This window comes from Staphylococcus delphini (assembly GCF_900636325.1).
In the GTDB taxonomy this organism is placed as follows: Bacteria; Bacillota; Bacilli; order Staphylococcales; family Staphylococcaceae; genus Staphylococcus; species Staphylococcus delphini.
Map to the genome: position 1 here is coordinate 787,171 of NZ_LR134263.1, position 24,544 is coordinate 811,714.

The 24,544-nt window shown below is 40.2% G+C and carries 17 protein-coding genes, 6 tRNA genes and 2 rRNA genes; 20 read left to right on the top strand and 5 right to left on the bottom strand.

The genetic code is table 11. From position 1 onward, the window contains the following. Positions 1–535: 535 nt before the first annotated feature. The 12 genes from EL101_RS03495 to glmM all read left to right on the top strand — a co-directional run bounded on the left by EL101_RS03495 (position 536) and on the right by glmM (position 8,789). Positions 536–3,457: ribosomal RNA gene (locus EL101_RS03495) — 23S ribosomal RNA — on the top strand. Positions 3,458–3,535: 78 nt separating this feature from the next. After that, positions 3,536–3,650: ribosomal RNA gene (gene rrf, locus EL101_RS03500) — 5S ribosomal RNA — on the top strand. 9 nt (positions 3,651–3,659) lie between these two features. Then, positions 3,660–3,734: transfer RNA gene (locus EL101_RS03505), tRNA-Asn, on the top strand. 1 nt (position 3,735) lies between these two features. Beyond that, positions 3,736–3,807, top strand: a tRNA-Glu gene (locus EL101_RS03510). A gap of 9 nt (positions 3,808–3,816) precedes the next feature. Continuing rightward, positions 3,817–3,892: transfer RNA gene (locus EL101_RS03515), tRNA-Val, on the top strand. Between the two features lie 20 nt (positions 3,893–3,912). Then, positions 3,913–3,996 (top strand) — tRNA-Tyr (locus EL101_RS03520). Positions 3,997–4,000: 4 nt separating this feature from the next. Continuing rightward, positions 4,001–4,075: transfer RNA gene (locus tag EL101_RS03525), tRNA-Gln, on the top strand. Positions 4,076–4,078: 3 nt separating this feature from the next. Further along, positions 4,079–4,151 (top strand) — tRNA-Lys (locus EL101_RS03530). 378 nt (positions 4,152–4,529) lie between these two features. Further along, positions 4,530–5,435, top strand: a complete 906-nt coding sequence (rocF, locus tag EL101_RS03535) for an arginase (RefSeq protein WP_096598056.1) — start codon at positions 4,530–4,532, stop codon at positions 5,433–5,435. A gap of 231 nt (positions 5,436–5,666) precedes the next feature. Continuing rightward, on the top strand, positions 5,667–6,473 hold the full coding sequence (gene cdaA, locus EL101_RS03540; protein ID WP_014613287.1) for a diadenylate cyclase CdaA: 807 nt from the start codon (positions 5,667–5,669) through the stop codon (positions 6,471–6,473). Further along, positions 6,474–7,406: a CdaR family protein gene (locus tag EL101_RS03545; RefSeq protein WP_096598054.1), complete on the top strand. Its 933-nt coding sequence runs from the start codon at positions 6,474–6,476 to the stop codon at positions 7,404–7,406. Positions 7,407–7,433: 27 nt separating this feature from the next. Then, positions 7,434–8,789: a phosphoglucosamine mutase gene (gene glmM / locus EL101_RS03550; RefSeq protein ID WP_096598052.1), complete on the top strand. Its 1,356-nt coding sequence runs from the start codon at positions 7,434–7,436 to the stop codon at positions 8,787–8,789. A 124-nt stretch (positions 8,790–8,913) separates the two neighbouring features. On the opposite strand, the gene EL101_RS03555 is transcribed toward glmM, so the two are convergent. The 4 genes from EL101_RS03555 to EL101_RS03570 are packed head-to-tail and all read right to left on the bottom strand — an operon-like array spanning position 8,914 to position 14,089. After that, positions 8,914–10,020 (bottom strand): mannitol-1-phosphate 5-dehydrogenase, encoded by a 1,107-nt coding sequence (locus EL101_RS03555; protein WP_096598050.1) that lies wholly within the window; start codon positions 10,018–10,020, stop codon positions 8,914–8,916. Further along, positions 10,020–10,454 (bottom strand): PTS mannitol transporter subunit IIA, encoded by a 435-nt coding sequence (locus EL101_RS03560; protein ID WP_096598048.1) that lies wholly within the window; start codon positions 10,452–10,454, stop codon positions 10,020–10,022. Before EL101_RS03560 ends, EL101_RS03555 begins: the two co-directional genes overlap by 1 nt. A gap of 22 nt (positions 10,455–10,476) precedes the next feature. Further along, positions 10,477–12,501: a BglG family transcription antiterminator gene (locus EL101_RS03565; protein ID WP_096598046.1), complete on the bottom strand. Its 2,025-nt coding sequence runs from the start codon at positions 12,499–12,501 to the stop codon at positions 10,477–10,479. A 31-nt stretch (positions 12,502–12,532) separates the two neighbouring features. Further along, on the bottom strand, positions 12,533–14,089 hold the full coding sequence (locus EL101_RS03570; RefSeq protein WP_096598044.1) for a PTS mannitol transporter subunit IIBC: 1,557 nt from the start codon (positions 14,087–14,089) through the stop codon (positions 12,533–12,535). 931 nt (positions 14,090–15,020) lie between these two features. Between EL101_RS03570 and glmS the strand changes: the two genes are divergently transcribed. The 4 genes from glmS to EL101_RS03590 all read left to right on the top strand — a co-directional run bounded on the left by glmS (position 15,021) and on the right by EL101_RS03590 (position 19,113). Beyond that, on the top strand, positions 15,021–16,823 hold the full coding sequence (gene glmS, locus EL101_RS03575) for a glutamine--fructose-6-phosphate transaminase (isomerizing) (protein ID WP_096598042.1): 1,803 nt from the start codon (positions 15,021–15,023) through the stop codon (positions 16,821–16,823). A gap of 206 nt (positions 16,824–17,029) precedes the next feature. Beyond that, complete coding sequence (locus EL101_RS03580; protein ID WP_096598040.1) at positions 17,030–17,293, top strand: hypothetical protein; 264 nt, start codon at positions 17,030–17,032, stop codon at positions 17,291–17,293. Positions 17,294–17,404: 111 nt separating this feature from the next. Further along, positions 17,405–18,184 (top strand): ABC transporter ATP-binding protein, encoded by a 780-nt coding sequence (locus EL101_RS03585; RefSeq protein ID WP_096598038.1) that lies wholly within the window; start codon positions 17,405–17,407, stop codon positions 18,182–18,184. Positions 18,185–18,258: 74 nt separating this feature from the next. Beyond that, the gene (locus EL101_RS03590; RefSeq protein ID WP_096598036.1) at positions 18,259–19,113 is read left to right on the top strand and encodes an HAD family hydrolase; all 855 of its coding nucleotides are present in this window, start codon (positions 18,259–18,261) and stop codon (positions 19,111–19,113) included. A 478-nt stretch (positions 19,114–19,591) separates the two neighbouring features. Here EL101_RS03590 and EL101_RS03595 read toward each other — a convergent pair whose 3' ends face one another. After that, positions 19,592–20,497, bottom strand: coding sequence for a lytic transglycosylase (locus EL101_RS03595; protein WP_096598034.1), 906 nt, complete (start codon positions 20,495–20,497; stop codon positions 19,592–19,594). Positions 20,498–20,682: 185 nt separating this feature from the next. On the opposite strand from EL101_RS03595, the gene EL101_RS03600 reads away from it, so the two are divergent. The 4 genes from EL101_RS03600 to EL101_RS03615 all read left to right on the top strand — a co-directional run bounded on the left by EL101_RS03600 (position 20,683) and on the right by EL101_RS03615 (position 24,426). Further along, positions 20,683–21,387 carry a FadR/GntR family transcriptional regulator gene (locus EL101_RS03600; protein ID WP_096598032.1) on the top strand — a complete coding sequence of 235 codons (705 nt, stop codon included), beginning with the start codon at positions 20,683–20,685 and terminating at the stop codon, positions 21,385–21,387. A gap of 406 nt (positions 21,388–21,793) precedes the next feature. Beyond that, positions 21,794–22,732 (top strand): mannose-6-phosphate isomerase, class I, encoded by a 939-nt coding sequence (manA, locus tag EL101_RS03605; RefSeq protein ID WP_096543080.1) that lies wholly within the window; start codon positions 21,794–21,796, stop codon positions 22,730–22,732. A gap of 16 nt (positions 22,733–22,748) precedes the next feature. After that, complete coding sequence (locus tag EL101_RS03610; RefSeq protein ID WP_019165770.1) at positions 22,749–22,985, top strand: hypothetical protein; 237 nt, start codon at positions 22,749–22,751, stop codon at positions 22,983–22,985. A gap of 76 nt (positions 22,986–23,061) precedes the next feature. Then, on the top strand, positions 23,062–24,426 hold the full coding sequence (locus tag EL101_RS03615; protein ID WP_096598030.1) for an EVE domain-containing protein: 1,365 nt from the start codon (positions 23,062–23,064) through the stop codon (positions 24,424–24,426). The last annotated feature ends 118 nt before the right edge of the window (positions 24,427–24,544 follow it).

Consider the following 24,544-nt stretch of genomic DNA (forward strand, 5'->3'; position numbering starts at 1 on the left):
ATATACGGAATATCACCATCAGGTGATAAGCGGATTAACGTGACATATTGTATTCAGTTTTGAATGCTCATTCATTTGAGGATTCAGAATGATTTGTACATTGAAAACTAGATAAGTAAGTATAGATTTTACCAAGCAAAACCGAGTGACAAGCGTTTAAAAGCTTGAAACAAAAAATTATCGCTAGTCGTCAAATGACGACTCACATAATTAATAACTGGTGATTTTGGACAAGATTGTATTTCGGTAGACAGACATGATGTTTTGAAAACGTTTGTCAGTCTATGAATCGCAAGCATGAGCGAAGGTGCTTACTACGCGTAAGTAACTGAGTGAATGTGAAGTGATGAAGCCGAATGCGAACGTTTGCCAAAATATTATTGTGATAGGTGACGTATTTATGGATTGACCAAACGTTAATGAAAGCGTTTGTCAGTCAACGCATTTCTTGATGCGCGCAGTGAAGTTTACTTTCTGTAAATGAACAAGCGAAGAAAGAAATAAGGCAGAATGCGAACGCTTATCATAACGTTAAGATTAAGTTATTAAGGGCGCACGGTGGATGCCTTGGCACTAGAAGCCGATGAAGGACGTTACTAACGACGATATGCTTTGGGGAGCTGTAAGTAAGCTTTGATCCAGAGATTTCCGAATGGGGAAACCCAGCACGAGTTATGTCGTGTTATCTGCATGTGAATACATAGCATGCAAGAAGGCAGACCCGGAGAACTGAAACATCTTAGTACCCGGAGGAAGAGAAAGAAAAATCGATTCCCTGAGTAGCGGCGAGCGAAACGGGAAGAGCCCAAACCAATAAGCTTGCTTATTGGGGTTGTAGGACACTCTGTACGGAGTTACAAAAGAATTTGTTAGACGAATAACTTGGAAAGGTTAATCATAGAAGGTAATAATCCTGTAGTCGAAAACAAATTCTCTCTTGAGTGGATCCTGAGTACGACGGAGCACGTGAAATTCCGTCGGAATCTGGGAGGACCATCTCCTAAGGCTAAATACTCTCTAGTGACCGATAGTGAACCAGTACCGTGAGGGAAAGGTGAAAAGTACCCCGGAAGGGGAGTGAAAGAGAACTTGAAACCGTGTGCTTACAAGTAGTCAGAGCCCGTTAATGGGTGATGGCGTGCCTTTTGTAGAATGAACCGGCGAGTTACGATCTGATGCAAGGTTAAGCAGAAAATGTGGAGCCGTAGCGAAAGCGAGTCTGAATAGGGCGAATGAGTATTTGGTCGTAGACCCGAAACCAGGTGATCTACCCTTGGTCAGGTTGAAGTTCAGGTAACACTGAATGGAGGACCGAACCGACTTACGTTGAAAAGTGAGCGGATGAACTGAGGGTAGCGGAGAAATTCCAATCGAACTTGGAGATAGCTGGTTCTCTCCGAAATAGCTTTAGGGCTAGCCTCAAGTGATGATTATTGGAGGTAGAGCACTGTTTGGACGAGGGGCCCCTCTCGGGTTACCGAATTCAGACAAACTCCGAATGCCAAATAATTTAACTTGGGAGTCAGAATGTGGGTGATAAGGTCCATATTCGAAAGGGAAACAGCCCAGACCACCAGCTAAGGTCCCAAAATATATGTTAAGTGGAAAAGGATGTGGCGTTGCCCAGACAACTAGGATGTTGGCTTAGAAGCAGCCATCATTTAAAGAGTGCGTAATAGCTCACTAGTCGAGTGACACTGCGCCGAAAATGTACCGGGGCTAAACATATTACCGAAGCTGTGGATTGTCCTTTGGACAATGGTAGGAGAGCGTTCTAAGGGCGTTGAAGCATGATCGCAAGGACATGTGGAGCGCTTAGAAGTGAGAATGCCGGTGTGAGTAGCGAAAGACGGGTGAGAATCCCGTCCACCGATTGACTAAGGTTTCCAGAGGAAGGCTCGTCCGCTCTGGGTTAGTCGGGTCCTAAGCTGAGGCCGACAGGCGTAGGCGATGGATAACAGGTTGATATTCCTGTACCACCATTATTCGTTTTAAGCGATGGGGGGACGCAGTAGGATAGGCGAAGCGTGCTGTTGGAGTGCACGTCCAAGCAGTGAGATTGAGTGTTAGGCAAATCCGGCACTCTTAAGATTGAGCTGTGATGGGGAGAGGAACTTGTTCCTCGAGTCGTTGATTTCACACTGCCGAGAAAAGCCTCTAGCTAGAATAACGGTGCCCGTACCGCAAACCGACACAGGTAGTCAAGATGAGAATTCTAAGGTGAGCGAGCGAACTCTCGTTAAGGAACTCGGCAAAATGACCCCGTAACTTCGGGAGAAGGGGTGCTCTTTGGGGTTCACGCTCTGAAGAGCCGCAGTGAATAGGCCCAAGCGACTGTTTATCAAAAACACAGGTCTCTGCTAAACCGTAAGGTGACGTATAGGGGCTGACGCCTGCCCGGTGCTGGAAGGTTAAGAGGAGTGGTTAGCGCAAGCGAAGCTACGAATCGAAGCCCCAGTAAACGGCGGCCGTAACTATAACGGTCCTAAGGTAGCGAAATTCCTTGTCGGGTAAGTTCCGACCCGCACGAAAGGCGTAACGATTTGGGCACTGTCTCAACGAGAGACTCGGTGAAATCATAGTACCGGTGAAGATGCCGGTTACCCGCGACAGGACGGAAAGACCCCGTGGAGCTTTACTGTAGCCTGATATTGAAATTCGGTACAGTTTGTACAGGATAGGTAGGAGCCTTAGAAGCGTGAGCGCTAGCTTACGTGGAGGCATTGGTGGGATACTACCCTAATTGTATTGGATTTCTAACCCACAGCACTTATCGTGCTGGGAGACAGTGTCAGGCGGGCAGTTTGACTGGGGCGGTCGCCTCCTAAAGAGTAACGGAGGCGCTCAAAGGTTCCCTCAGAATGGTTGGAAATCATTCATAGAGTGTAAAGGCATAAGGGAGCTTGACTGCGAGACCTACAAGTCGAGCAGGGTCGAAAGACGGACTTAGTGATCCGGTGGTTCCGCATGGAAGGGCCATCGCTCAACGGATAAAAGCTACCCCGGGGATAACAGGCTTATCTCCCCCAAGAGTTCACATCGACGGGGAGGTTTGGCACCTCGATGTCGGCTCATCGCATCCTGGGGCTGTAGTCGGTCCCAAGGGTTGGGCTGTTCGCCCATTAAAGCGGTACGCGAGCTGGGTTCAGAACGTCGTGAGACAGTTCGGTCCCTATCCGTCGTGGGCGTAGGAAATTTGAGAGGAGCTGTCCTTAGTACGAGAGGACCGGGATGGACATACCTCTGGTGTACCAGTTGTCGTGCCAACGGCATAGCTGGGTAGCTATGTATGGACGGGATAAGTGCTGAAAGCATCTAAGCATGAAGCCCCCCTCGAGATGAGATTTCCCAACTTCGGTTATAAGATCCCTCAAAGATGATGAGGTGAATAGGTTCGAGGTGGAAGCGTAGCGATACGTGGAGCTGACGAATACTAATCGATCGAAGACTTAATCAAAATAATTGTTCATAAGGTAATGCTTGTGATAAATATACTTACTATCTAGTTTTGAATGTATAACATTCTACAACTTAATCTGGTGCCAATGGCAAAGAGGTCACACCTGTTCCCATGCCGAACACAGAAGTTAAGCTCTTTAGCGCCGATGGTAGTCGGACTTACGTTCCGCGAGAGTAGGACGGTGCCAGGTTAAGATTGATCCACAGTAGCTCAGTGGTAGAGCTATCGGCTGTTAACCGATCGGTCGTAGGTTCGAGTCCTACCTGTGGAGCCATGGCCCCTTGGTCAAGCGGTTAAGACACCGCCCTTTCACGGCGGTAACACGGGTTCGAGTCCCGTAGGGGTCATTTATATATGGAGAATTAGCTCAGCTGGGAGAGCATCTGCCTTACAAGCAGAGGGTCGGCGGTTCGATCCCGTCATTCTCCACCATTTTTAATTGCATACATAGCGGAGGGGTAGCGAAGTGGCTAAACGCGGCGGACTGTAAATCCGCTCCTTCGGGTTCGGCAGTTCGAATCTGCCCCCCTCCACCATCGATGGGCTATAGCCAAGCGGTAAGGCAACGGACTTTGACTCCGTCACTCGCTGGTTCGAATCCAGCTAGCCCAGCCATAAGAGCCATTAGCTCAGTTGGTAGAGCATCTGACTTTTAATCAGAGGGTCAGAGGTTCGAATCCTCTATGGCTCACTTTCAAACCTTATTCCAAATGGGATAGGGTTTTTATTTTTGTCTTCTGTCGCTTTTGCTATCTTACCATTAGCAGCACCGTATCCAACACGCGCATCTCAAACATCGCTCGCCTCCGCACACTTTTTCTAGCAAAATTTAAAATGAATAAAATCTACTGTTTCATTCATGCTCCATCCTCCAAAACACAGTTCGTAGTTATAAAAATTCATTAAAGCACATATAGTTAAATCTCATACGACTTTTGCGTTTTTACAATGCTTGAATTCAATGGCCTAAACAACTATTCTGAAATTGTATGCATATTCAATTGATTTAAAGGGGCAATTGAGCTGCAAACATTGTTAAATGAATCATTAAAAAAAGGGGAGATAACAAATGAATAAAATTATAGAACTCATCGGTGCACCCACTACATTTGGGCAGAAGAAACTAGGTGTTGATTTGGGTCCAGATGCGATTCGATATGCAGGTGTGTTACCTCGTTTAAAACGTATTGGTCATGAGGTCATTGATGCAGGGAACGTTGAATCGCCACCTGTCGATATTGAGAAGTTTATGTCTCAACAAGAGGGCTTACAAAATTATGAGGAAATTCTCACTTTCTCAAAATCATTAAAAGATAAAGTGTCAGAGAGTATTCGACAAGACCATTTTCCAGTGATTTTAGGTGGGGATCATTCATTGGCTATTGGTTCGATTTCAGGTGTTGCAGAGCATTACGACGACCTGGGCATCATTTGGTATGACGCACATGGTGATTTGAATGTACCAGAAGAATCGCCATCTGGTAATATGCACGGGATGCCATTACGTATATTGGCGGGTGAAGGGGATGAAAAGCTCGTTCAACTTGGCGGCTTTGCACCTAAAGTGAAGCCGGAAAATATTGTGCTTATCGGTATGCGTGATTTAGATTTTGGTGAACGTGAATATATTAAGAAGCATCAAATTCGTACATATACGATGGCTGATATTGATGAGCGGGGCATTCGTTCAGTCATTGAAGAAAGTATCGCATATTTAAAGGATAAGACTGATGGTGTGCATTTATCATTAGATGTCGATGCGTTAGATCCTAATGAAACGCCGGGGACAGGAACGAAAGTTTTAGGTGGCTTAACGTATCGTGAAAGTCATTATGCATTAGAATTACTCAACCAATCCGATATGATTACGTCAATGGATATTGTTGAAGTGAATCCACTCTTAGATGTCGAAAATCGCACTGCTCAACAAGCCGTCGCACTGTTAGGTTCGTTCTTTGGCGAAACATTGTTATAAACTATCATTTAAAATATAAGTGTCAAGTATTGAAACGAGGTAAGGATCAAATAAGTCATCTTTACCTCGTTTTCGATTTGTTGTTTAGTGGAATTCCTCCCATTTTACATGAAACGATTGAATACATCGAATCAAATATTTAAATGTGATTTCTTTTTACTCTGATATGACAAACGCTTATGAACATTGGTATAATAAGGGACATGGGAATAGATTACCGGAGGAGATACTATGCAAATTTCACACCTCTTTGAAAATTTAAGTACGCTTGAGGTCATCACAGGTATTCTAGATTTATTAATTGTATGGTATGTCATTTATTTACTGATTACAGTCTTTAAAGGGACGAAAGCAATTCAATTATTAAAAGGGATATTATTTATACTTGTAGGGAAAGCAATCAGTGAATACTTACAACTGACAACGACTTCGAGACTTTTTGATTTGGTATTACAGTGGGGGTTCTTAGCCATAATTGTAATATTCCAACCTGAGATTAGACGTGCGTTAGAACAACTTGGGAGAGGGAGTTTGTTCAAACGCTATGCCACGACGTCTACAGTAGAAGTGCCAAAATTAGTGGATTCAGTCTCTAAAGCCGTGCAGTATATGGCAAAGCGACGGATAGGTGCGTTAATTGTGTTTGAAAAAGAAACCGGTTTACAGGACTACATTGAAACGGGTATACCGATGCATTCAGACATTTCTCAAGAATTATTGACAAACGTCTTTATTCCGAATACGCCATTACATGATGGCGCGATGATTATTCAAGGTGACAAGATTGCAACAGCGGCCAGTTATTTACCGTTGTCAGATAGTCCGAAAATCGCGAAAAGCCTCGGAACGCGTCATCGTGCAGCAGTTGGAATTTCAGAAGTTTCTGATGCCTTTACCGTCGTTGTGTCTGAGGAGACAGGATCCGTTTCCGTTACATTTGATGGGAAGTTGAGAAAAGATATATCACCTGAAGTGTTTGAAGAACTGTTAACAGAGCATTGGTTTGGCTCACACTTTGGAAAGAAAGGTGTGAATTAGATGTTAGAATCGAAATGGGGCTTACGTTTTACTGCTTTTATTTTAGCATTGCTCTTATTTTTATCAGTCAATCATGTACTCGGTGATTCGTTCAATACTGACAGTGTTTCCAAAGACGGGAATAAAACAATCAAAAATGCACCGGTTGAAGTGATTAACAACGATAAAAGTCTGTATATCTCTGGTGCGCCTGATACGGTTGATGTCGAGTTGAATGGACCGCAATCTAAAGTGTTACGCGCACAAAAAACAGAAGATTTTAAAGTTGTGTTAGACGCGACAAACATTCAGCCAGGTGAGTATTCATTAGACTTTCAAGTGCGTGGTCTAGATAAAGATATTAACTACCGTGTTTATCCGAAAGAAGTGACCGTCTCAGTTGAGAAAAAGGAAACGAGAACGTATCATATTGAGCCAAATGTGAGTCCATATGTGATTGATCCGAATTTCAAGATTACAGATACATCGGTGTCACCAGATACGGTAAAAATCACAGGAGGCAAGGCGCAATTAGACCGCATTGCATTTGTAAAGGCAAGTTTCCGTAATGAGAACAATATTTCAGAAAAGACCACGGGAGAAGCGAATATTTCAGTTTTTGATAAGAATATGAATAAACTGGATGTGCAAGTCGATCATCCGACCGTAGATTTAACTGCAGAAGTAGAACCTTATTCCAAAAAAGTTAAATTAGACGTATCGACAAAAGGCACGCCTTCAGATGGTATCAACATTTCAAGTATTGATCTGGAGTCAGATACGATAGAAATATTTGGGAACCGTCATGATTTAGAGAAGATCAATGAAATTAGTGGTGAAATTGATGTGAAAGGTGTTTCATCTAATACGGAACGGGAAGTAAAATTAGACTTACCGAAAAATGTGACGAAAACATCACCAGAAAAATTAAAAGCAAAAATAAATGTAGAATGATGAATGAAATAAAAGGAGATATGATTTATGGGTAAATATTTTGGGACAGATGGTGTAAGAGGCGTTGCAAACCAAGAACTCACACCTGAGCTCGCATTCAAGTTAGGTCGTTATGGGGGATACGTTTTAGCACATAACGAAGATAAAAAGCATCCACGTGTCCTTGTAGGTAAAGATACACGTGTGTCAGGTGAAATGTTAGAACATGCATTAATTGCAGGTTTAGTTTCTATTGGCGCTGAAGTCATGCGTTTAGGTGTCATTTCTACACCAGGAGTGGCTTATTTAACAAGAGAAATGGGTGCAGAGTTAGGTGTGATGATTTCAGCTTCACATAACCCTGTTGCGGATAATGGTATTAAGTTCTTTGGTTCAGATGGCTTCAAATTGTCAGATGCGCAAGAGAATGAAATCGAGGCATTATTGGATCAAGAAAATCCTGATTTACCACGTCCAACAGGTAAAGATATTGTGCACACATCGGATTATTTCGAAGGGGCGCAAAAATATTTAAGCTATTTAAAATCAACTATCGAAGTGAATTTAGAAGGGTTAAAAATTGCGCTGGACGGTGCACACGGTTCAACTGCAGCGTTAGCACCATTTTTATTCGGTGACCTTGAAGCAGATACAGTGACAATTGGCTGTAATCCAGATGGTTACAATATTAATGATGAAACTGGTTCTACACACCCACAAGCGCTAGCTCAAAAAGTTGTCGATCATGAATGTGACTTTGGCTTAGCATTTGATGGTGATGGTGACCGATTAATCGCAGTCGATGAAAAAGGTCAAATTGTCGATGGTGACCAAATTATGTTTGTTATCGGCCAAGAGATGGCGAAAAATCAAGAATTGAACGATAATATGATTGTGTCAACGGTGATGAGTAACTTAGGTTTCTACAAAGCATTAGAAGCGGAAGGGATTCAATCTGATAAAACGAAAGTGGGTGACCGCTACGTTGTGGAAGAAATGCGTCGTGGTAACTACAATTTAGGCGGCGAGCAATCAGGTCATATCGTTATGATGGATTACAATACAACTGGTGACGGTTTATTAACAGGTGTACATTTGGCAGCAGTTGTGAAACGTTCAGGTAAAAAGTTAAGTGAACTTGCGGGTCAAATGAAGAAATATCCGCAATCACTTGTGAACGTTCGTGTAACGGATAAATATGGCGTAGAAGACAATCAAGACGTCAAAGCCGTGATGGATGAAGTTGAAGCGGAAATGAATGGCGAAGGTCGTATTTTAGTGCGTCCATCAGGTACAGAACCACTCGTACGTGTCATGGTTGAAGCTAAAACAGACGAAGATGCGCATAACTTCGCGGAACGTATTGCAAAAGTAGTAGAAGAAAAAATGGGCTTAGACGCTTAAAAATCATGCCCCCCTCTAACAAGTATCGTGTATACCTTGTTGAGAGGGGGTCTTTCTGTTTAAGAAATGGAAACCAAACAAGTGATAAAAAGCTGGGATGTACAATTCCCAGCTTTTTTAAATGCTATGATAATTGTTGATATTTGTTCGCAATGGCATGTGCTAATTTGTCATCTAGTTCAGCATGTTCTTGTAAAAACGTTTCAACCCCGACTGCTTGAATACGTTCTTCTTTTTGAACAGCTTCTGGATCTTGTGCATCTTTGTACACAAGTGCATATGCGGCCAGTTGTGTTAACGCATCATGCGGTTCGTTGGCTTCATATAATGCTTTCAATGGCTTCATAATACGGTCTTGTGGTCCTAATTTTCTTAAGACACCGCGTCCGACACGTTGAATGTCATCTGACAAATATTGATTGTGGTATCTGCCGATAATTTTTTCACGATATACGGCTTGTTCTTTTGCAGAAAAGTCAAATGTGTTAGTAATATATTGACTTGTTTCCGTTAATGTACGTTCTAATTCTTTCGCAATCTTGTCATCATGAACCGCTTCTAAAATCGTTTGATGACCGAAATAATGACCTGCATAAGCAAGATAAGCATGACCTGTATTCACTGTCAGCAATTTGCGTTCGATATAAGGTGTGAGCGCATCTACATATTTCACACCGTCCAATTGTTGACCGTGCCAAGTCGTTTGTTCGATCACCCACTCGTAAAATGGTTCTACTGTGACATCTAAAATATTGGCATTGTGTTGGATAGGGACGATACGGTCTACGGCAGCGTTAGAGAAATGAATGTTGTCATCTAATGTATCCACTTCCTCTAAAATAGCAGCTTTTAATGCATCTGTTGCATTAATCGCATTTTCACAAGCGACGATGTTCACAGGTGTTGTACGCGTTTTTAAAATCGGTGCTAATGATTGAGCGATGATTGGTAAAATGTTGACACCGACTGCAGTTGTAATCAAATCTGCTTCTAAAATAGCGTTTTTAAGTGCTTCTGTTTCTTCAGCAGAATGAATGGCATTGACGTTTTGAATGGTCGTCTTCGTTTGTGCCTCATCAGCGAGTGTCACTTCATAAGCTTGTTCTGCTTTAAGGGCATTGACAATATCTGTATTAACATCTGCAAATGTCACGTCAAACTGGTTGTCTGCGAGGATAAAGCCGATAAAACCACGACCGATATTACCTGCTCCAAAATGAAGTGCTTTCATTATGCATCCGCCTCCTCGAACACTTGACGAATTGCTTGTGGAGATGCCGCATTGACGATTTTGTCTACATTTTCTTCTTCACTGAATGTAATCGCAATTTGTGATAACAAGTCTAAATGTTCACCATCTTTACCAGCAATACCAATGACCACTTTCACTTCTTCACCGTTCCAGTCTAAGCCTTCAGGAATTTGTAATAATGATAAACCTGATGCGATGACTTCATTTTTTGCTTCATCTGTGCCGTGTGGAATGGCTAAAGCGTTACCCATAAATGTGGATACAATTTGTTCGCGGTCTTTCATCGCTTGTACGTAGCCCGCTTTAACGACACCACTGTCTACAAGTAGTTGTCCTACTTTTTCAATCGCTTCTTCTTGTGTAGAAATAGATTGCTTTAATAAAATATTTTCGTCTCTTAATAAGTTTTCCATAATCAATCGCTCCTAGTTATAGTTAATTCAATGTGATAATACTTTGCTTAATCCATTGTTCAATGTGCGTTGCGTCGGTCAGTGCGTCCTCATGTTCGTCTAAAGCAAGTGACAACTGACCATAGATTTCACTGACGAGACGTTGAAGTTGTGTATCTTCCGGTAAAAAGACACAGAATAACGTGTCGACGGTGAGTCCTTCACCAAAGTCGTAAGGTGTCGCTAAGTGCCATACGCCGATGTAAGGTGTTTCGACGTGTGTACTGATAAAATGTGGAATCGCGACTCGAAATGGTGATAATACAAAAGATTGCTTATCGTGACGTTCTTTCAAAAGTTGTTGTACAACAGTTAAATCATGCGTAATCTTTTTGTGATAAAGATGTTGCGCGATATCATACGACCACTCCGTCAGATCCGTTTGGAATACTTCAAATGCATCTAACAGTTGTAAACTTTCGCGCATCGCATCAATTTTTTGGTTCACTTTTGTCGCATCAGTCGTACCTGTTACAGTAGGCGACGTGTCCATATCGTTTACACGCGGATGTACTTCTGACATTTGCGGCAGTTGTTGATGCAAAAATGCAGAAGTTTTTGCAATTTCATGTTCAGGAAGTAGGGGATTCACCGTTAAATACGGGTGTTCTAAATCCAACTCTACGGTAGAAATAATCGCGTCATACTGTGTGAGGTCATGCGATTTTAAATCACTTACAGACATTTGCGTCGTATGGTCAATCATAGGAAACGTTTCTTTTAAGCGATTGGCCAAAATACGACTTGTCCCGACACCGCTACTACATACGACAAGCACAGAGGATGCGTGTTGACGTTTTTGTACAGCGCCACCAAAATGTAAGACTAAAAAGGCAATTTCATGGTCTGGAAAATGAAGGTGTGGCCATAAATCAGTGACCGCATGTCGTACGGCTTGAAATAATAGCGGATAAGCACTTTGAATGCGTGTCGTCATCGGATTGTAAGTTTCGATTTTAGCGTGTATCCGATTTAAAGCAGGCGTAAGATGTAACAACAAGCCTTCTTTCAGTTCATGGATATTGTTAAACTTCAGTCCAGTTTCCGTTGCGACCATGTCAATTAACGCAGCAACTTGTGGTACATTTTGCGACAATTGTTGATCCTCTTTATCATTTTTTCGCTTTGAGCCACGTAAATGAATCGTAATAAAGGCAACTTCTGCCGGATTGAACGTAATGCCGTAATGCTGTCCGAGACGATCTGAAATTTTACAAGCAATGTGATATTCATCAGTCGCTTGAACTTCTGTCATAGTGTCCGCGTTAATAGAGACGTATTGTTCATGACGCATACGCTCAATACTTAAGACAATGTGAACGATGAGTGCCAAATAACTCGATTCTGTCAATGCATACGGCAAATGGTTCAAATCATCCATCAGCAATCGTTCAACTTGGAAAATTTCTTTCATATCGACCATAGGCAGACGGTTATGATTTAACGATTGAAAGACAAAATGGTTTTCAATGACGGAATACACACTCGTACTATCTAAACGTTCCATCATCAATTGGCTTAACAGTTCACGTTTATGCATTTCGCTTCCGAGAATTGAAATGCCGACACCGCGTTTTCGAATGAGCTCAATTTTAAACTGATTTAAATCTTGTTCGAGCTCATCCAACACTTTGCTCAGTTGTTGCAGTGATGCGCCAATTTCCGAAGCGAGTCCGACTTGTTTTACGGGTTCATTAGACTGAATTAAAGCATATAAAATAATAACTTTTTGTTCTTCTGTACTTAAATCAATGACAGTGTCTTGACCGAGTTCTTGTTGTAATCGGGCAATATCATCATGTGCACCGACCAAGAGGAGTCCTTGATTTTTAGGACGTTGAATGGTGATTTCAAAAGGTGCGAGGGTCGCATCGAGATTGTTCAGTTCTCGATGCACCGTTCGCGAAGATACCCCTAATTGTTGAGCGATATCATATCTAGAAATAGGTAATCCTTGATTTTTTAGCAGTATTTCTAAAATGTCACGCTCCCGACGTCTGATATACATGAAGCAGCTCACATCCCCATTACGTGATTTCTTATTCTTGATTCTCTTTTTCTTTAATGTTTTGAATTAACTCTTCATAGCGTGGTGAGTTTAAGAAATTATCTACAGAAAGATGAATCGCGTTAGGTACTTGTTTAATCGCACGGTCTGTCAATGTTTTTTGAGTAATGACAAGTTGTGACTCACCTGGAAGTTGGTTGATTGCTGTATTGGTCACTTCTACATTGTCGATACCAGCTTTTTGGAATTTTTTACGCAACAGACTTGCACCCATCGCACTTGAACCCATACCTGCGTCACAAGCGAAAATAATGTGGTCGATATGGCTATAGTCATGTGCTTCAACATTTTCAGTGTCATATTTGTCTAACAATGCTTCTGGATCTTCTTCTGCAAGTGTTGTGTTATCAGTAGTTGCCGTTGTATGCTCAGTTGTTGTTGCTTCATCTTCTTGAATGAATGTGTCGCGAACACGAGATTTTTTACCTTTTGTCGCTTCCATTTTGGCTGTTGCATCCGCAAGACTCGTTTTAGAACCTCTAGAAAATTTCAAAATGGCAGATGCGACGATGAATGTCACTAACGTTGATAAGAAAATGCTTAAAATCATCACGAGATAACTGCCTTTAGGTGTGACTGCAAAGTATGCAAGGATTGAACCTGGAGACGCTGGGCCTGTTAAACCAAAGTTGAATAAACTAAATGTTGCAACACCTGTCATACCACCCGCCATTGCTGCAAAGATTAACAATGGACGTGCAAGAACGTAAGGGAAGTAAATTTCATGAATACCACCGATAAAGTGGATGAATGCAGCCCCGTACGATGTTGCTTTTTCAGTCCCTTTACCAAAGACCATATAAGCAAGTAAAATACCTAAACCAGGACCAGGGTTAGACTCTAATGTGTAAAGAATCGAACGACCTGCTTGGCTCACTTGTTCTGATGCGAGCGGTGTAAGGACACCATGGTTAATCGCATTGTTTAAAAAGACAACTTTTGCAGGTTCAATAATGATACTTACAAGTGGAAGCAAGTGATGTGAAACTAGGAAATCCACACCTGCACCGAGAATTTTCATTAAACCTTCAACAATAGGGCCTAAAATTTTAAAACCGAAAATAGTCATGAAGAATGCAAGGAAACCTGCTGAGAAGTTATTGAATAGCATTTCTAAGCCGTTTGGTGTACGTGGTTGTAAAAACTGATCTACTTTTTTCATCAGCCAACCGACTAATGGACCCATAATCATCGCACCGATTAACATAGGTGTATCTGGGAATGCGGCGATGATACCCATTGTTGCAGTCGCACCGACAATCCCACCACGTAAATCATGGACAAGACGCCCCCCGCTAAAGGCGATGAGTAGTGGAATTAAAAACTTGATCATCGGGTCGACCATTTTGGCAAGTTCCTCATTTGGAAGCCAGCCATCAGGAATGAATAATGCAGTAATCAAACCCCAAGCAATGAACGCACCGATATTCGGCATGATCATACTACTTAAAAATGAACCGAATGCTTGAACACGACGTTGAATCTGTTCTTTCATCGGCTTTTGTTCTGTTTTTTCTTGATTTGCCATCTATTTGACACCCCTTAATAAAAAATTGATTTGTGTGTACATCTTAAAGCGTTATTTAGTCGTTTACAATAAATAGAAAATACCAACTTGTCACGTTGAAAATGACAAAATACATTTAGTGATATAACTATAGAAGAAACAGGCTCATGATGAAGAAACGCTTTAGAAAATAACAGCTGAAAAATTATGCGACAATAGTAAAAAGAAATGAGGCGGTTTCGTGGTGTATTCAAGATACGACATGTAGTTAAGTGTAAAATGACAAATAATGTCTCAAGGCATCTTTTTGGAAGAGGCTTTTGAGATAAAAAAATGACAAAAGGCTTTGATGAGGACAAACTGATGTTTAACTTAAAATGAAAGCGATTTTAAAGGATAGATGAGGAAATTGCATTGACCATTGTGCGCAAATAATGATTAAAGATTATAATTGAACAGCATTGAATATCAAAAATATATAATTAACTAAAAAGTACAGGATATGAGGCTCCAACACGCAACAATAATTTTCGGAAATATTGTACTTTTATTTGCAAAGAAAGTTTCACTCATTGTACAATAGGTTATATTCTGATGAAGGAGGGTAGAGGTAGTCGGCATTACAAAGCGCCAGCGCAAGTACACGCTATAGATTGATGACTTACATACTAAAGCAGAGTGTGTAACAGATGTATAGAATGTAGTTGTGGACGAGGAGGATAGTGATCGAATATGATCGGCGGATGCTATCCCGGATGTGGCTCATTCGTTAGCTTATTAATCAAATCAACAGGGTAACTTGTTGGACAAAGTTAGTAAGATCGCCAATAGCAAAATAATAATTAGAGAACGATGCTAATGCAATTTTCATTATTGAGACATGAAAACAGTATGTACCAATATGTGAAAAAATGTACAATGGCACCGTTATTTCAATGTGGAGGAATTTATTATGTGCGGAATTGTTGGTTATATTGGATATCAAAATTCAAAAGAGATTTTATTAAAAGGTTTAGAAAAGTTAGAGTACCGTGGCTATGACTCAGCAGGGATTGCCACACGCAATGACAATGAAGTGACTGTTACAAAAGCGAAAGGACGTATCGCTGAATTACGCCGTGAAGCAGACAACGAGATTGACGGTCAAACGGGTATCGGTCACACACGTTGGGCGACACACGGTATTCCTAACTACGAAAATTCACACCCACATCAGTCAACAAGCGAACGTTTTACATTGGTACACAACGGTGTGATTGAAAACTATGAAGAATTAAAAGAACAATATATCCCAAATGTGACACTTGTTTCAGATACAGATACTGAAGTTATCGTTCAATTAGTTGAGCATTTTTCAGAAACAGGATTATCAACTGAAGAAGCATTCACAAAAGTGGTAAGTTTATTACACGGTTCTTATGCGTTAGGTTTATTAGACCGTGATGACAGCGAAACAATCTATGTTGCTAAAAACAAATCTCCTTTATTAGTCGGTATCGGTGAAAAATTCAACGTTATCGCATCAGATGCATTAGCGATGATTCAAGTGACAAGCGAGTATAAAGAATTAAAAGACCAAGAAATCGTACTTGTTAAGCGCGATGATGTCGTGATTAAAAACTTAGATGGTGAAGTCGTTGAACGTGAAAGCTACATTGCTGAAATCGACGCTTCAGATGCTGAAAAAGGTATTTACGAACACTATATGTTAAAAGAAATTCATGAGCAACCTGCCGTCATGCGTCGTATTATTCAAGAATATCAAGACGACCAAGGTGAGTTAAAAATCGACCCGGAAATCGTGAAAGATGTAAAAGAAGCTGACCGCATTTACATCATTGCAGCGGGTACAAGTTATCACGCAGGTTTAGTCGGTAAAGAATACATTGAAAAATGGGCAGGTATTCCGACAGAAGTTCATGTGGCATCAGAATTCGTTTACAATATGCCATTATTATCTGAAAACCCATTGTTCATCTACATTTCTCAATCAGGGGAAACTGCGGACAGCCGTGCCGTATTAGTAGAAACAACAAAACTCGGTCACAAATCACTTACAATTACAAACGTTGCAGGTTCAACATTATCACGTGAAGCGGATCACACATTATTGTTACATGCAGGTCCTGAGATTGCGGTAGCGTCAACTAAAGCTTATACAGCACAAATCGCGGTATTATCTATCCTTTCTCAAGTCGTAGCAACAGAACGTGGTCGTAAAGCAGACATCGACTTATTACGTGAATTAGCTAAAGTCACTGCTGCAATCGAAACAATTGTAGATGATGCACCGAAAATGGAACAAATTGCGACAGACTTTTTAGAAACAACACGCAACGCATTCTTTATCGGACGTACGATCGACTACAACGTCAGCTTAGAAGGCGCGTTGAAATTGAAAGAGATTTCATACATCCAAGCTGAAGGTTTCGCAGGCGGAGAATTAAAACACGGTACGATTGCTTTAATTGAAGAAGGCACACCAATCGTAGCATTAGCAACACAAGAAGGCGTGAACCTGTCAATTCGTGGTAACGTGAAAGAGGTTGTTGCGCGTGGTGCACATCCATGTATCATCGCAATGGAAGGTCTTGAAAAATCAGGCGACACGTATGTCATTCCTCACGTTCACGAGTTATTAACACCACTCGTATCAGTTGTGACATTACAATTGATTTCATACTATGCTGCATTACACCGTGGCTTAGATGTAGATAAACCACGTAATTTGGCGAAGTCAGTAACAGTGGAATAAGGAGTTGCGTACAATTAATTTGTAAGCGGTATTGATAGATTTTTAAGGGGCTAGGAAAACTCAATTTCTGGTCTCTTTTTTTGATATATGAGAAAAATATCATATTTTTAGAGATTTAATTATTTGAATAACTTCAATTAATGGATACATATGAGGGTATATGATAAGTGATAACATGAATCAATCTAATGATAGAGGTGTTTTTGATGACACAATTCGTTAACAACTATTATTTTTCACTCGTTTACGCAACGATGCTTGTGTTTTTTTCGTTGCCGCTCACTCACTTTTATACGCAAAATGTGTTGCTGTACGGACTCATGACTTTCGTGATTTTGCTCAGCACAGTGGTCGTTGAAATGACATTAAATAAAACGCATGCTTTAAAAGGGAAAGCGAAAAAGATGTTATTCACAATGGTGCCGTTTAACGTGATTGTTTTTTCAATATTTATCTTCTTTATTTTTTAAGTAAGGCTGGGAAGTGTTTCCTGGCCTTTTTCAGCGACTTTCCCCCACACTATTGGTACAATCCTCAAACTTTGCTATGATAAAACTAATATGCAATATGGGGGTGGGCACATGTTATTTTCGATTCAACAAGGTGCGAAACGTAAAAGTGGGCGAACACTATTAGCCGACATTAATTGGCAAGTGAACGAGGGAGAATGTTGGTTAATTTACGGTTTAAACGGTGCGGGTAAGACGACCTTACTGAATGTGATTAATGCTTATGACTTTTTAACAGCGGGTGAGATTCAATTATTCGGTATGGTTCCGGGTCAACGCGGCTATTCGGCACACCACGTTCGTGAACATATCGGTTATGTGTCAGGTTCATTAAGAGATCGCTTTTCAGAAGGTGAAATCGTGCGAGATGTTGTGTTAAGTGGCATTTTCAAATCAATCGGACTGTATGAACAACCGACTGAGGCACAGGTCGTATTGGCGAGAGAGATGTTGGTATTACTCAATATGCGGGCATTTGAAACACAATATTTCGGGTTATTATCTACAGGAGAGCAACAACGTGTGTTATTAGCGCGTGCTTTGATGAACCAACCGCCATTATTAATTTTAGATGAGCCAGCAAATGGTTTAGATTTTGTCGGTCGAGAACAGTTGATGGCAACGTTATCACAGATTCGTCAACATTTTCCACAAACGGCAGTCATTTATGTATCGCACTTTATTGAAGAAGTGACCGAAGATTTTACACATGCACTTTTACTTAAGCAAGGAGCAATACAGAATCAAGGGCGCATAGAAGCGGTTTTAACCCATCATGCCTTGTCTCAACTTTTTGATATGCCTGTCGCATTGTATCAACATCATGGGCGATATCAAATTGTGAAAGTTTAGTGAGTTGATTGTTGCGTCATATCTTTTTTGGTGACACAATGAACATATAATTTATGAATGAAAGGAAAGTAACTATGCAAAACGTGAAGGCAATCTTTTTAGATATGGATGGCACGATTCTCCGTAGCAACAACAGAGCTTCTGAGGAAACAGCACAGATTTTGAACCAATTGCGTGAACAAGGATATAAAGTGTTTTTGGCGACAGGGCGTGCGTATGAAGAAATTCATTTGCTGATTCCTGAAAATTTGACTTTTGATGGAATCATCTCCTCAAATGGTACGTTAGGACATATTGGGGAAGAGGTGCTATTTGAACACGATTTAAGTGTTGAAGCGGTGAACAACATTGTCACGGCTGCGCAACAAGACGGCATATATTATGAAGTGTTCCCATTTCGTGACCCGCGATTTGCTTTAGAACAAGACAAAGCGTGGATGCTGAAAATGATTGAAGGTGACAAACCAGAAGCTGTGCACCAAAGTGAGTGGCTTTCTCGACATGAAGCGATTGAGGGCAAGTTAACGTGGCGCGCTGATATGCCATCTGAGGTAGGGTATTCAAAAATTTATTTATTCCATCCTGATTTAGCACATATTCAACAATTTCGCGAAAAGATGATGGCACAATCAGAAGCATGGCATATTGAAGTGTCGAATTCTACACCGAATAATGTTGAAACGATGGCATATCACATCAATAAAGGTACAGGTATTGAAGAAATGTGCGCGCATTACAATATCGCAATATCGGATACGCTAGTCATTGGAGATAGCGATAACGACCGGACGATGTTTGAAAAAGGTGCTGTAACTGTGGCGATGACCAACGCTGCACCACATATTAAAGCAATGACAGATTATGAAACAGATGTCGACAACAATGCAGACGGGGCAGCACAATTTCTTAAAAAGTATTTATTGAAATAATGACCTCAAAAAACAATCCAAACATGAAAAACCATCAGACAACAACACAACAACGTTTGATGGTTTTTTACGTAAAAAGAGCCCGAGATACAAAAACATCTCAGACCCTTTCAAAAATTCACTGTGTGTAATGAATCCATCATAAAAGTTTTAGCACAGTGATGCATAGGACAAAACTTTTGTAATGATATAAAAGTTCAAGATTCAAAAATTTTGATGCTTTCAACTTTTTATTGTAAAAGGATGCCCTCATTGATTTACAGACTTTGTTACCTCATTGCTAAAATAGGCGAGACGCCTAAGGGATCAGCTGGACCGGCAAATCCACCAACGCTTCAACAAATGCAACATTAAAATCAAAGTGTTGGTTAGTTATAGGTCCAGCCCCTAGGAAAGCAAGCCTATGATAGCAATGATAAAAGTCAAAATGGTTATCAATGAGGGCAATTTTATTAATATTTCAATGATATGCTAAATTTTAAACATGTTCTTCTTTACGTCCGCGGCGCACAAAATATTGAACCGCCGTACCAATAATCAATAAATAAACAACATAACGAAGCAATAAGAAGACAACGTTTAAAACCATCATTAAATAATACGCCAAGTTTTGCGACATATGTGCCAAACTTTGTTGAATTAAGAAATTAATCGGCTCATTTAAAATAATAAAGATTAAGTTCAGTAATAAAATACTGATAAAGAAGCGGAAAAATGTGCGATTACCATTTTTAAAGCCAGACCACGCTTCTTTAAAGTGTGATTTGATCGTTCTTGAGGCATCTTCATTCACTGATACTGCAATGTTTGTAATGAAAAGACCTGCAAACCAAACGACGATACTTAATACGAATGAAATCAGTACAATTAGGATGCTGACGATGAATTGTAAAACGCCTTGTCCGAGTCCTGTACCACTCACCCAGTTGAAAATCTGTTGAATGAGAAATGTCATCCCCGCATTCACTAAAGCATAAATAATGGCCATAACGACGATAAAGAGCAATGTTAAAATACCAAGAATAACGGTTTTGCCCCAAACGCCTCTTCTGAATGCACGGAATAAATCTTTCCAGCGTGCTTTTGTCGTATCTAAAATACTGTGATGAATGGCGCTAATGACACCGACAAAAAATGGGAATATCAGCATTGCGAATAAACAAATCGTTAAAAGTATTGCGCCAACCATCATTAAAATCAAGGTTGTTAAATTTTGTTGCCCTGTCAACATCGACATTTGCCATACTTGTAATAAAAGATTGTATGGTGACATGGCTAATATTGTCAGTAATAATAATATTGCAAAACCAATCAAAGCAATTCCGAATAATTTAGGTTTTTGATTTTGCGTATTGTGCCAAAATAGTTTCGTAAATGTAAACAACTGTGAGCACTCCTTTCGCATATACACAACATTATCAAAAATCGGTATCGTTTGAAAATAAAAAAGGGCAAAAATGGATTCAATTTTTGCTTAAAATGTAAAATTATTGTCAAGCATGCTCACAATATTCAAGTGAAAGCGCTACTTTTTTGATAAAATAATATCGAAGGGTTGTGGAGGCGTAAATGAAGATTTCAAATCAAAAAATATATGAGCAAATTGCAGACATTTTGATCCAACAAATTGAAGATGGCGTGTTAAAAGAGGGCGACCGCTTACCTTCAATTCAAAAGTTGGCAGCAGAGTATGGGGTGAGTAATGCGTCGATACGTGAAGCACTGAATGCATTGCGTATCATCGGATTGATTGATATTAAACATGGGTATGGCACTTTCGTTAAGCAAAAACAGCCACTCCTGTTTGATTTTACCTCGCAAGCACTTACACAAAAAAGGGTGCGTGAAATATTAGAATTGCGTGAAGTGGTAGAAGTTGCGACGGCGAAATTGGCCGCTTCAAGACGAACAGAAGAAGAAATTCAAGTGATGGAAGAAGCTTTAGATGAGATGAACAAGGCTATTGAACGCCATCAATCTGGAGAAGAAGCGGATTTGAAATTTCATCTAGCTATCGCGAAAGCATCGGATAATCATTTGTTGTACGAGTTGTTGAATAATATCGCGGACTTGATTCAACAGACGATGAAAGGGACACGTCACATTTATATTTATAGTCGACAAAAGACGATGGAAAAATTAATGGAAGAGCATAGTGTCATTTTAGAAGCGATTAAAAATAAAGACAGTGAAGCATCTGCAAACTTGATGACGGCGCACTTAGCTGAAATTCGTCAAACGCTCGTGGAAAATTATATCGTCAATGAGCATTAAAGATGAAGATGCGTGGATATGAAATCAACGTAACGAAATAATAGAAAATAAAATATCCGATATGAACGGTAAAGTGTTTTGGATTTTAGAAAACTGTACACTTTCTAAAATCTGAAGCGCTTTTATTTTAGATGTGTTACAATGACAATAGATTAATGTGCTATTTTGTTGCGTCATGACATTGACTGTCTGGTGCGCAATAGAATCCTTTTATGTTTTACTGGAGTCGGTGATAGCTCAATTGAAAACGTGCTGACATTTGAGCTGATTTCAATTTAAGTTATCCAAGTCGGGATGGCACGATGAAATCTATACGTATATCAGATTTCTATGTCACGCCCAAAAATGATATCTAACATACATAATGAATATGAGTAAACTATGAAAGAATGAGAGGTGATCCCCAATGCCATTAATACTCGAACCAGTGTTTCAAGAAAGAATTTGGGGTGGAACAAATCTCGCACAATTTGGTTATGATTTACCGAGTGACCATACCGGGGAAGTATGGGGAATTTCAGCTCATCCACATGGTGCGAATCGCATTTTAAATGGCCCTTTTAAAGGACAGACATTAGATGAGGTGTGGGAAAATCAACCGAAATTGTTCGGTGAATTTCCGACAAAGAAATTTCCATTATTAACAAAAATATTAGATGCGACAGAAAAGTTATCTGTCCAAGTGCATCCAGATGATACGTATGCCTACGAACATGAAAATGGTGAATATGGCAAAACGGAATGTTGGTATATTCTTGATGCCAAACAAGGTGCTGAAATTATTTATGGCACACACGCAGACTCGCACGAAGCGTTAAATGAGATGCTAGAGCGCCGTGAATTTGAGCGTTTGTTTAAGCGTGTGCCTGTACATAAAGGTGATTTTTTCTTTGTACCTGCTGGAACGGTGCATGGAATTGGTGATGGCATTATGATTTTAGAGACGCAACAGTCATCGGATACGACTTATCGCATTTATGATTATGATCGCGTGGATCAAGAGGGCAAGAAGCGCGAACTTCATCTTGAAAAATGTAAGGATGTTATTCAAATTGGTGATGAAAGTCCGAATGTCATTCCACAAACGGAAGTTATCGAAAATCACAAATGTACGATTTTTGTACAAAACCACTTTTTTACAGTCGCGAAATGGGAAATTAGTGGAACTTTGAATTATATGAAGCCTCGAGAGTTTGTATTAGTCTCTGTGCTTGAAGGGCAAGGGCAACTCATTTCTGATGGCGAAATTTATGATATTCAAAAAGGGAACCATTTAATTTTAACAGCAGAAGATTTAGATAACGTATTTGAAGGTGACTTTACGCTGATGGTGAGTTACGTCTAAAGAATAGGAGATTGTTATGAAAATTGGACTGTATATCGCATTGATTTGTGGCATAGTGGCAGGCGCAACGATTTTCTTTCAAGCGCCGCTATTTCCGTCTCTGATTTTTCCGATTATCATTGGAATGGTAGGCATCATTGCGACGTTATGGACTTTACCTCAAAGTGACATTAGCCCGATGTTAAAGCTCGGCGGTATTATGATTAATTTATTTCCAGTAGTTGCTGGCCTATTTCAACTCATGAACGGATAAAAAAGCATTGTTGTTTGCTGACAATACTTTTATAATAAATGAGATAAAATAATTAAAAAGGAGATACATTGTTACCATGACAGCAGAAACGAATTATTTTTGGCTGAATTGTGGTTATAATCGATGGAATCACAATGAACCACTCGTTGGACAAAAAACAGTATTTGAATCAGGAGCACAGTTTAATCCAACACAAGGGTTTCGTGCTTTTAAACAAGCCAAAGTCGGTGATAGAGTCATCTTCTACCAAGTGCAAACAGATGCCGGTTTACTCGGTTGGGGTGAGATTACCAATGTTCAAACAGGGGCGCAAAATAAAATACATGTTGAGTTCAAATTTGTTGAAACATTTAAAGCATTAACGACAGATTATTTGAAAAGAAGTGAACCGCTAGAATTTCGCATGAACAATATGAAAGAAACATTGTTCAATAAGATTTCTTATGATGAATTTGAATTGATTAAAGGGCTAGGGAGCGGTGACATTTCTATTCCACGATACTTTTTTATGGCGGAAACTGAAAACTTTGAACCCGATGAAACGTATACGATCTATACACACACGATTAATGGGATTAAAAGAAATGGCTATCATCATTACACACAATTAGAAGTCGGTGATCAGATTGTCATTTACAACCGTTTTTCTAATCAATCTGTCATCGGTCGTGCAGAAGTCGCACATCATATTCATACGAGACCACCAGAAGCGGGTAGAACGAACAGCACAGCGATTGAAATTCGTTACATAGAAGATATTCCGCCTGTCAGTTTGATGACATTAAACAAGCATCCGAAACTGAAGAATCTGTACTTCTTACAAGAAAATGCGAAACAAGCTATTGCCAGTCTGACGCCAACGCAATTCGATGCGATTATGGAAATGAGTGAAAATGATGGCTTGAAAGGGCAATTTGAAGCCGTGACACATACAGAAGATGGTCAACTAGGCGATGACATTAAACCGTTCATTTTATTATTAGCGCACGATAAAGCAGAGGGGTTAACATCAGCTAAAACGCTTGTTGAAAAAGCCAACGCCGCATCAGTCATTACAGTGGGGCATCCTGACTTTTCTGAAGAGATGTTGTACGGCAGATATTTACCTAATGATGCGGGTGCATTGTACTATAGAGAAGGCTTTATTACAGAGCTCATGCCTAAAACGGATCGTCAATTTTTAGTCATTGATCAATTTGAACGTATCGATGCAGATATTTTTCAAACGTACATTAATGTCTTAGAAGGGCATGAAGTGACGTTACCACGTTATAACAAAAATGGCACTATGGTGAAATGGAGTAGGGAGAAAGACTCATTTTATCGATTTAATCCGCATTGGCACATTGTAGGCGTGACGTATTTAACGCCACAAGAAGTGAAAGCGAAGTATTCGGCTCAATTTTTGAAATATACACGTATTGTACAAGTGAAGCATTAGTGAAAAAAGACATTCGGTTGAGAGGCTGAATGTCTTTTTAATCTTTATAGACTAAGGGCATACAAAAGTTGCTTTAACCTAAAATTTTATAGCCGCCTAGTAAGTAACATACTGTAAA

Excerpts from the sequence above, each read along its gene's own strand:
- EL101_RS03545 (WP_096598054.1), top strand. The coding sequence starts at position 6,474 with ATGTTAGAATCGAAATGGGGCTTACGTTTTACTGCTTTTATTTTAGCA.
- EL101_RS03615 (WP_096598030.1), top strand. The coding sequence starts at position 23,062 with ATGACAGCAGAAACGAATTATTTTTGGCTGAATTGTGGTTATAATCGA.
- manA (WP_096543080.1), top strand. The coding sequence starts at position 21,794 with ATGCCATTAATACTCGAACCAGTGTTTCAAGAAAGAATTTGGGGTGGA.
- glmM (WP_096598052.1), top strand. The coding sequence starts at position 7,434 with ATGGGTAAATATTTTGGGACAGATGGTGTAAGAGGCGTTGCAAACCAA.
- EL101_RS03565 (WP_096598046.1), bottom strand. The coding sequence starts at position 12,501 with ATGTATATCAGACGTCGGGAGCGTGACATTTTAGAAATACTGCTAAAA.
- EL101_RS03555 (WP_096598050.1), bottom strand. The coding sequence starts at position 10,020 with ATGAAAGCACTTCATTTTGGAGCAGGTAATATCGGTCGTGGTTTTATC.
- EL101_RS03590 (WP_096598036.1), top strand. The coding sequence starts at position 18,259 with ATGCAAAACGTGAAGGCAATCTTTTTAGATATGGATGGCACGATTCTC.
- EL101_RS03600 (WP_096598032.1), top strand. The coding sequence starts at position 20,683 with ATGAAGATTTCAAATCAAAAAATATATGAGCAAATTGCAGACATTTTG.
- EL101_RS03610 (WP_019165770.1), top strand. The coding sequence starts at position 22,749 with ATGAAAATTGGACTGTATATCGCATTGATTTGTGGCATAGTGGCAGGC.
- glmS (WP_096598042.1), top strand. The coding sequence starts at position 15,021 with ATGTGCGGAATTGTTGGTTATATTGGATATCAAAATTCAAAAGAGATT.
- rocF (WP_096598056.1), top strand. The coding sequence starts at position 4,530 with ATGAATAAAATTATAGAACTCATCGGTGCACCCACTACATTTGGGCAG.
- EL101_RS03580 (WP_096598040.1), top strand. The coding sequence starts at position 17,030 with ATGACACAATTCGTTAACAACTATTATTTTTCACTCGTTTACGCAACG.
- EL101_RS03560 (WP_096598048.1), bottom strand. The coding sequence starts at position 10,454 with ATGGAAAACTTATTAAGAGACGAAAATATTTTATTAAAGCAATCTATT.
- cdaA (WP_014613287.1), top strand. The coding sequence starts at position 5,667 with ATGCAAATTTCACACCTCTTTGAAAATTTAAGTACGCTTGAGGTCATC.
- EL101_RS03585 (WP_096598038.1), top strand. The coding sequence starts at position 17,405 with ATGTTATTTTCGATTCAACAAGGTGCGAAACGTAAAAGTGGGCGAACA.
- EL101_RS03570 (WP_096598044.1), bottom strand. The coding sequence starts at position 14,089 with ATGGCAAATCAAGAAAAAACAGAACAAAAGCCGATGAAAGAACAGATT.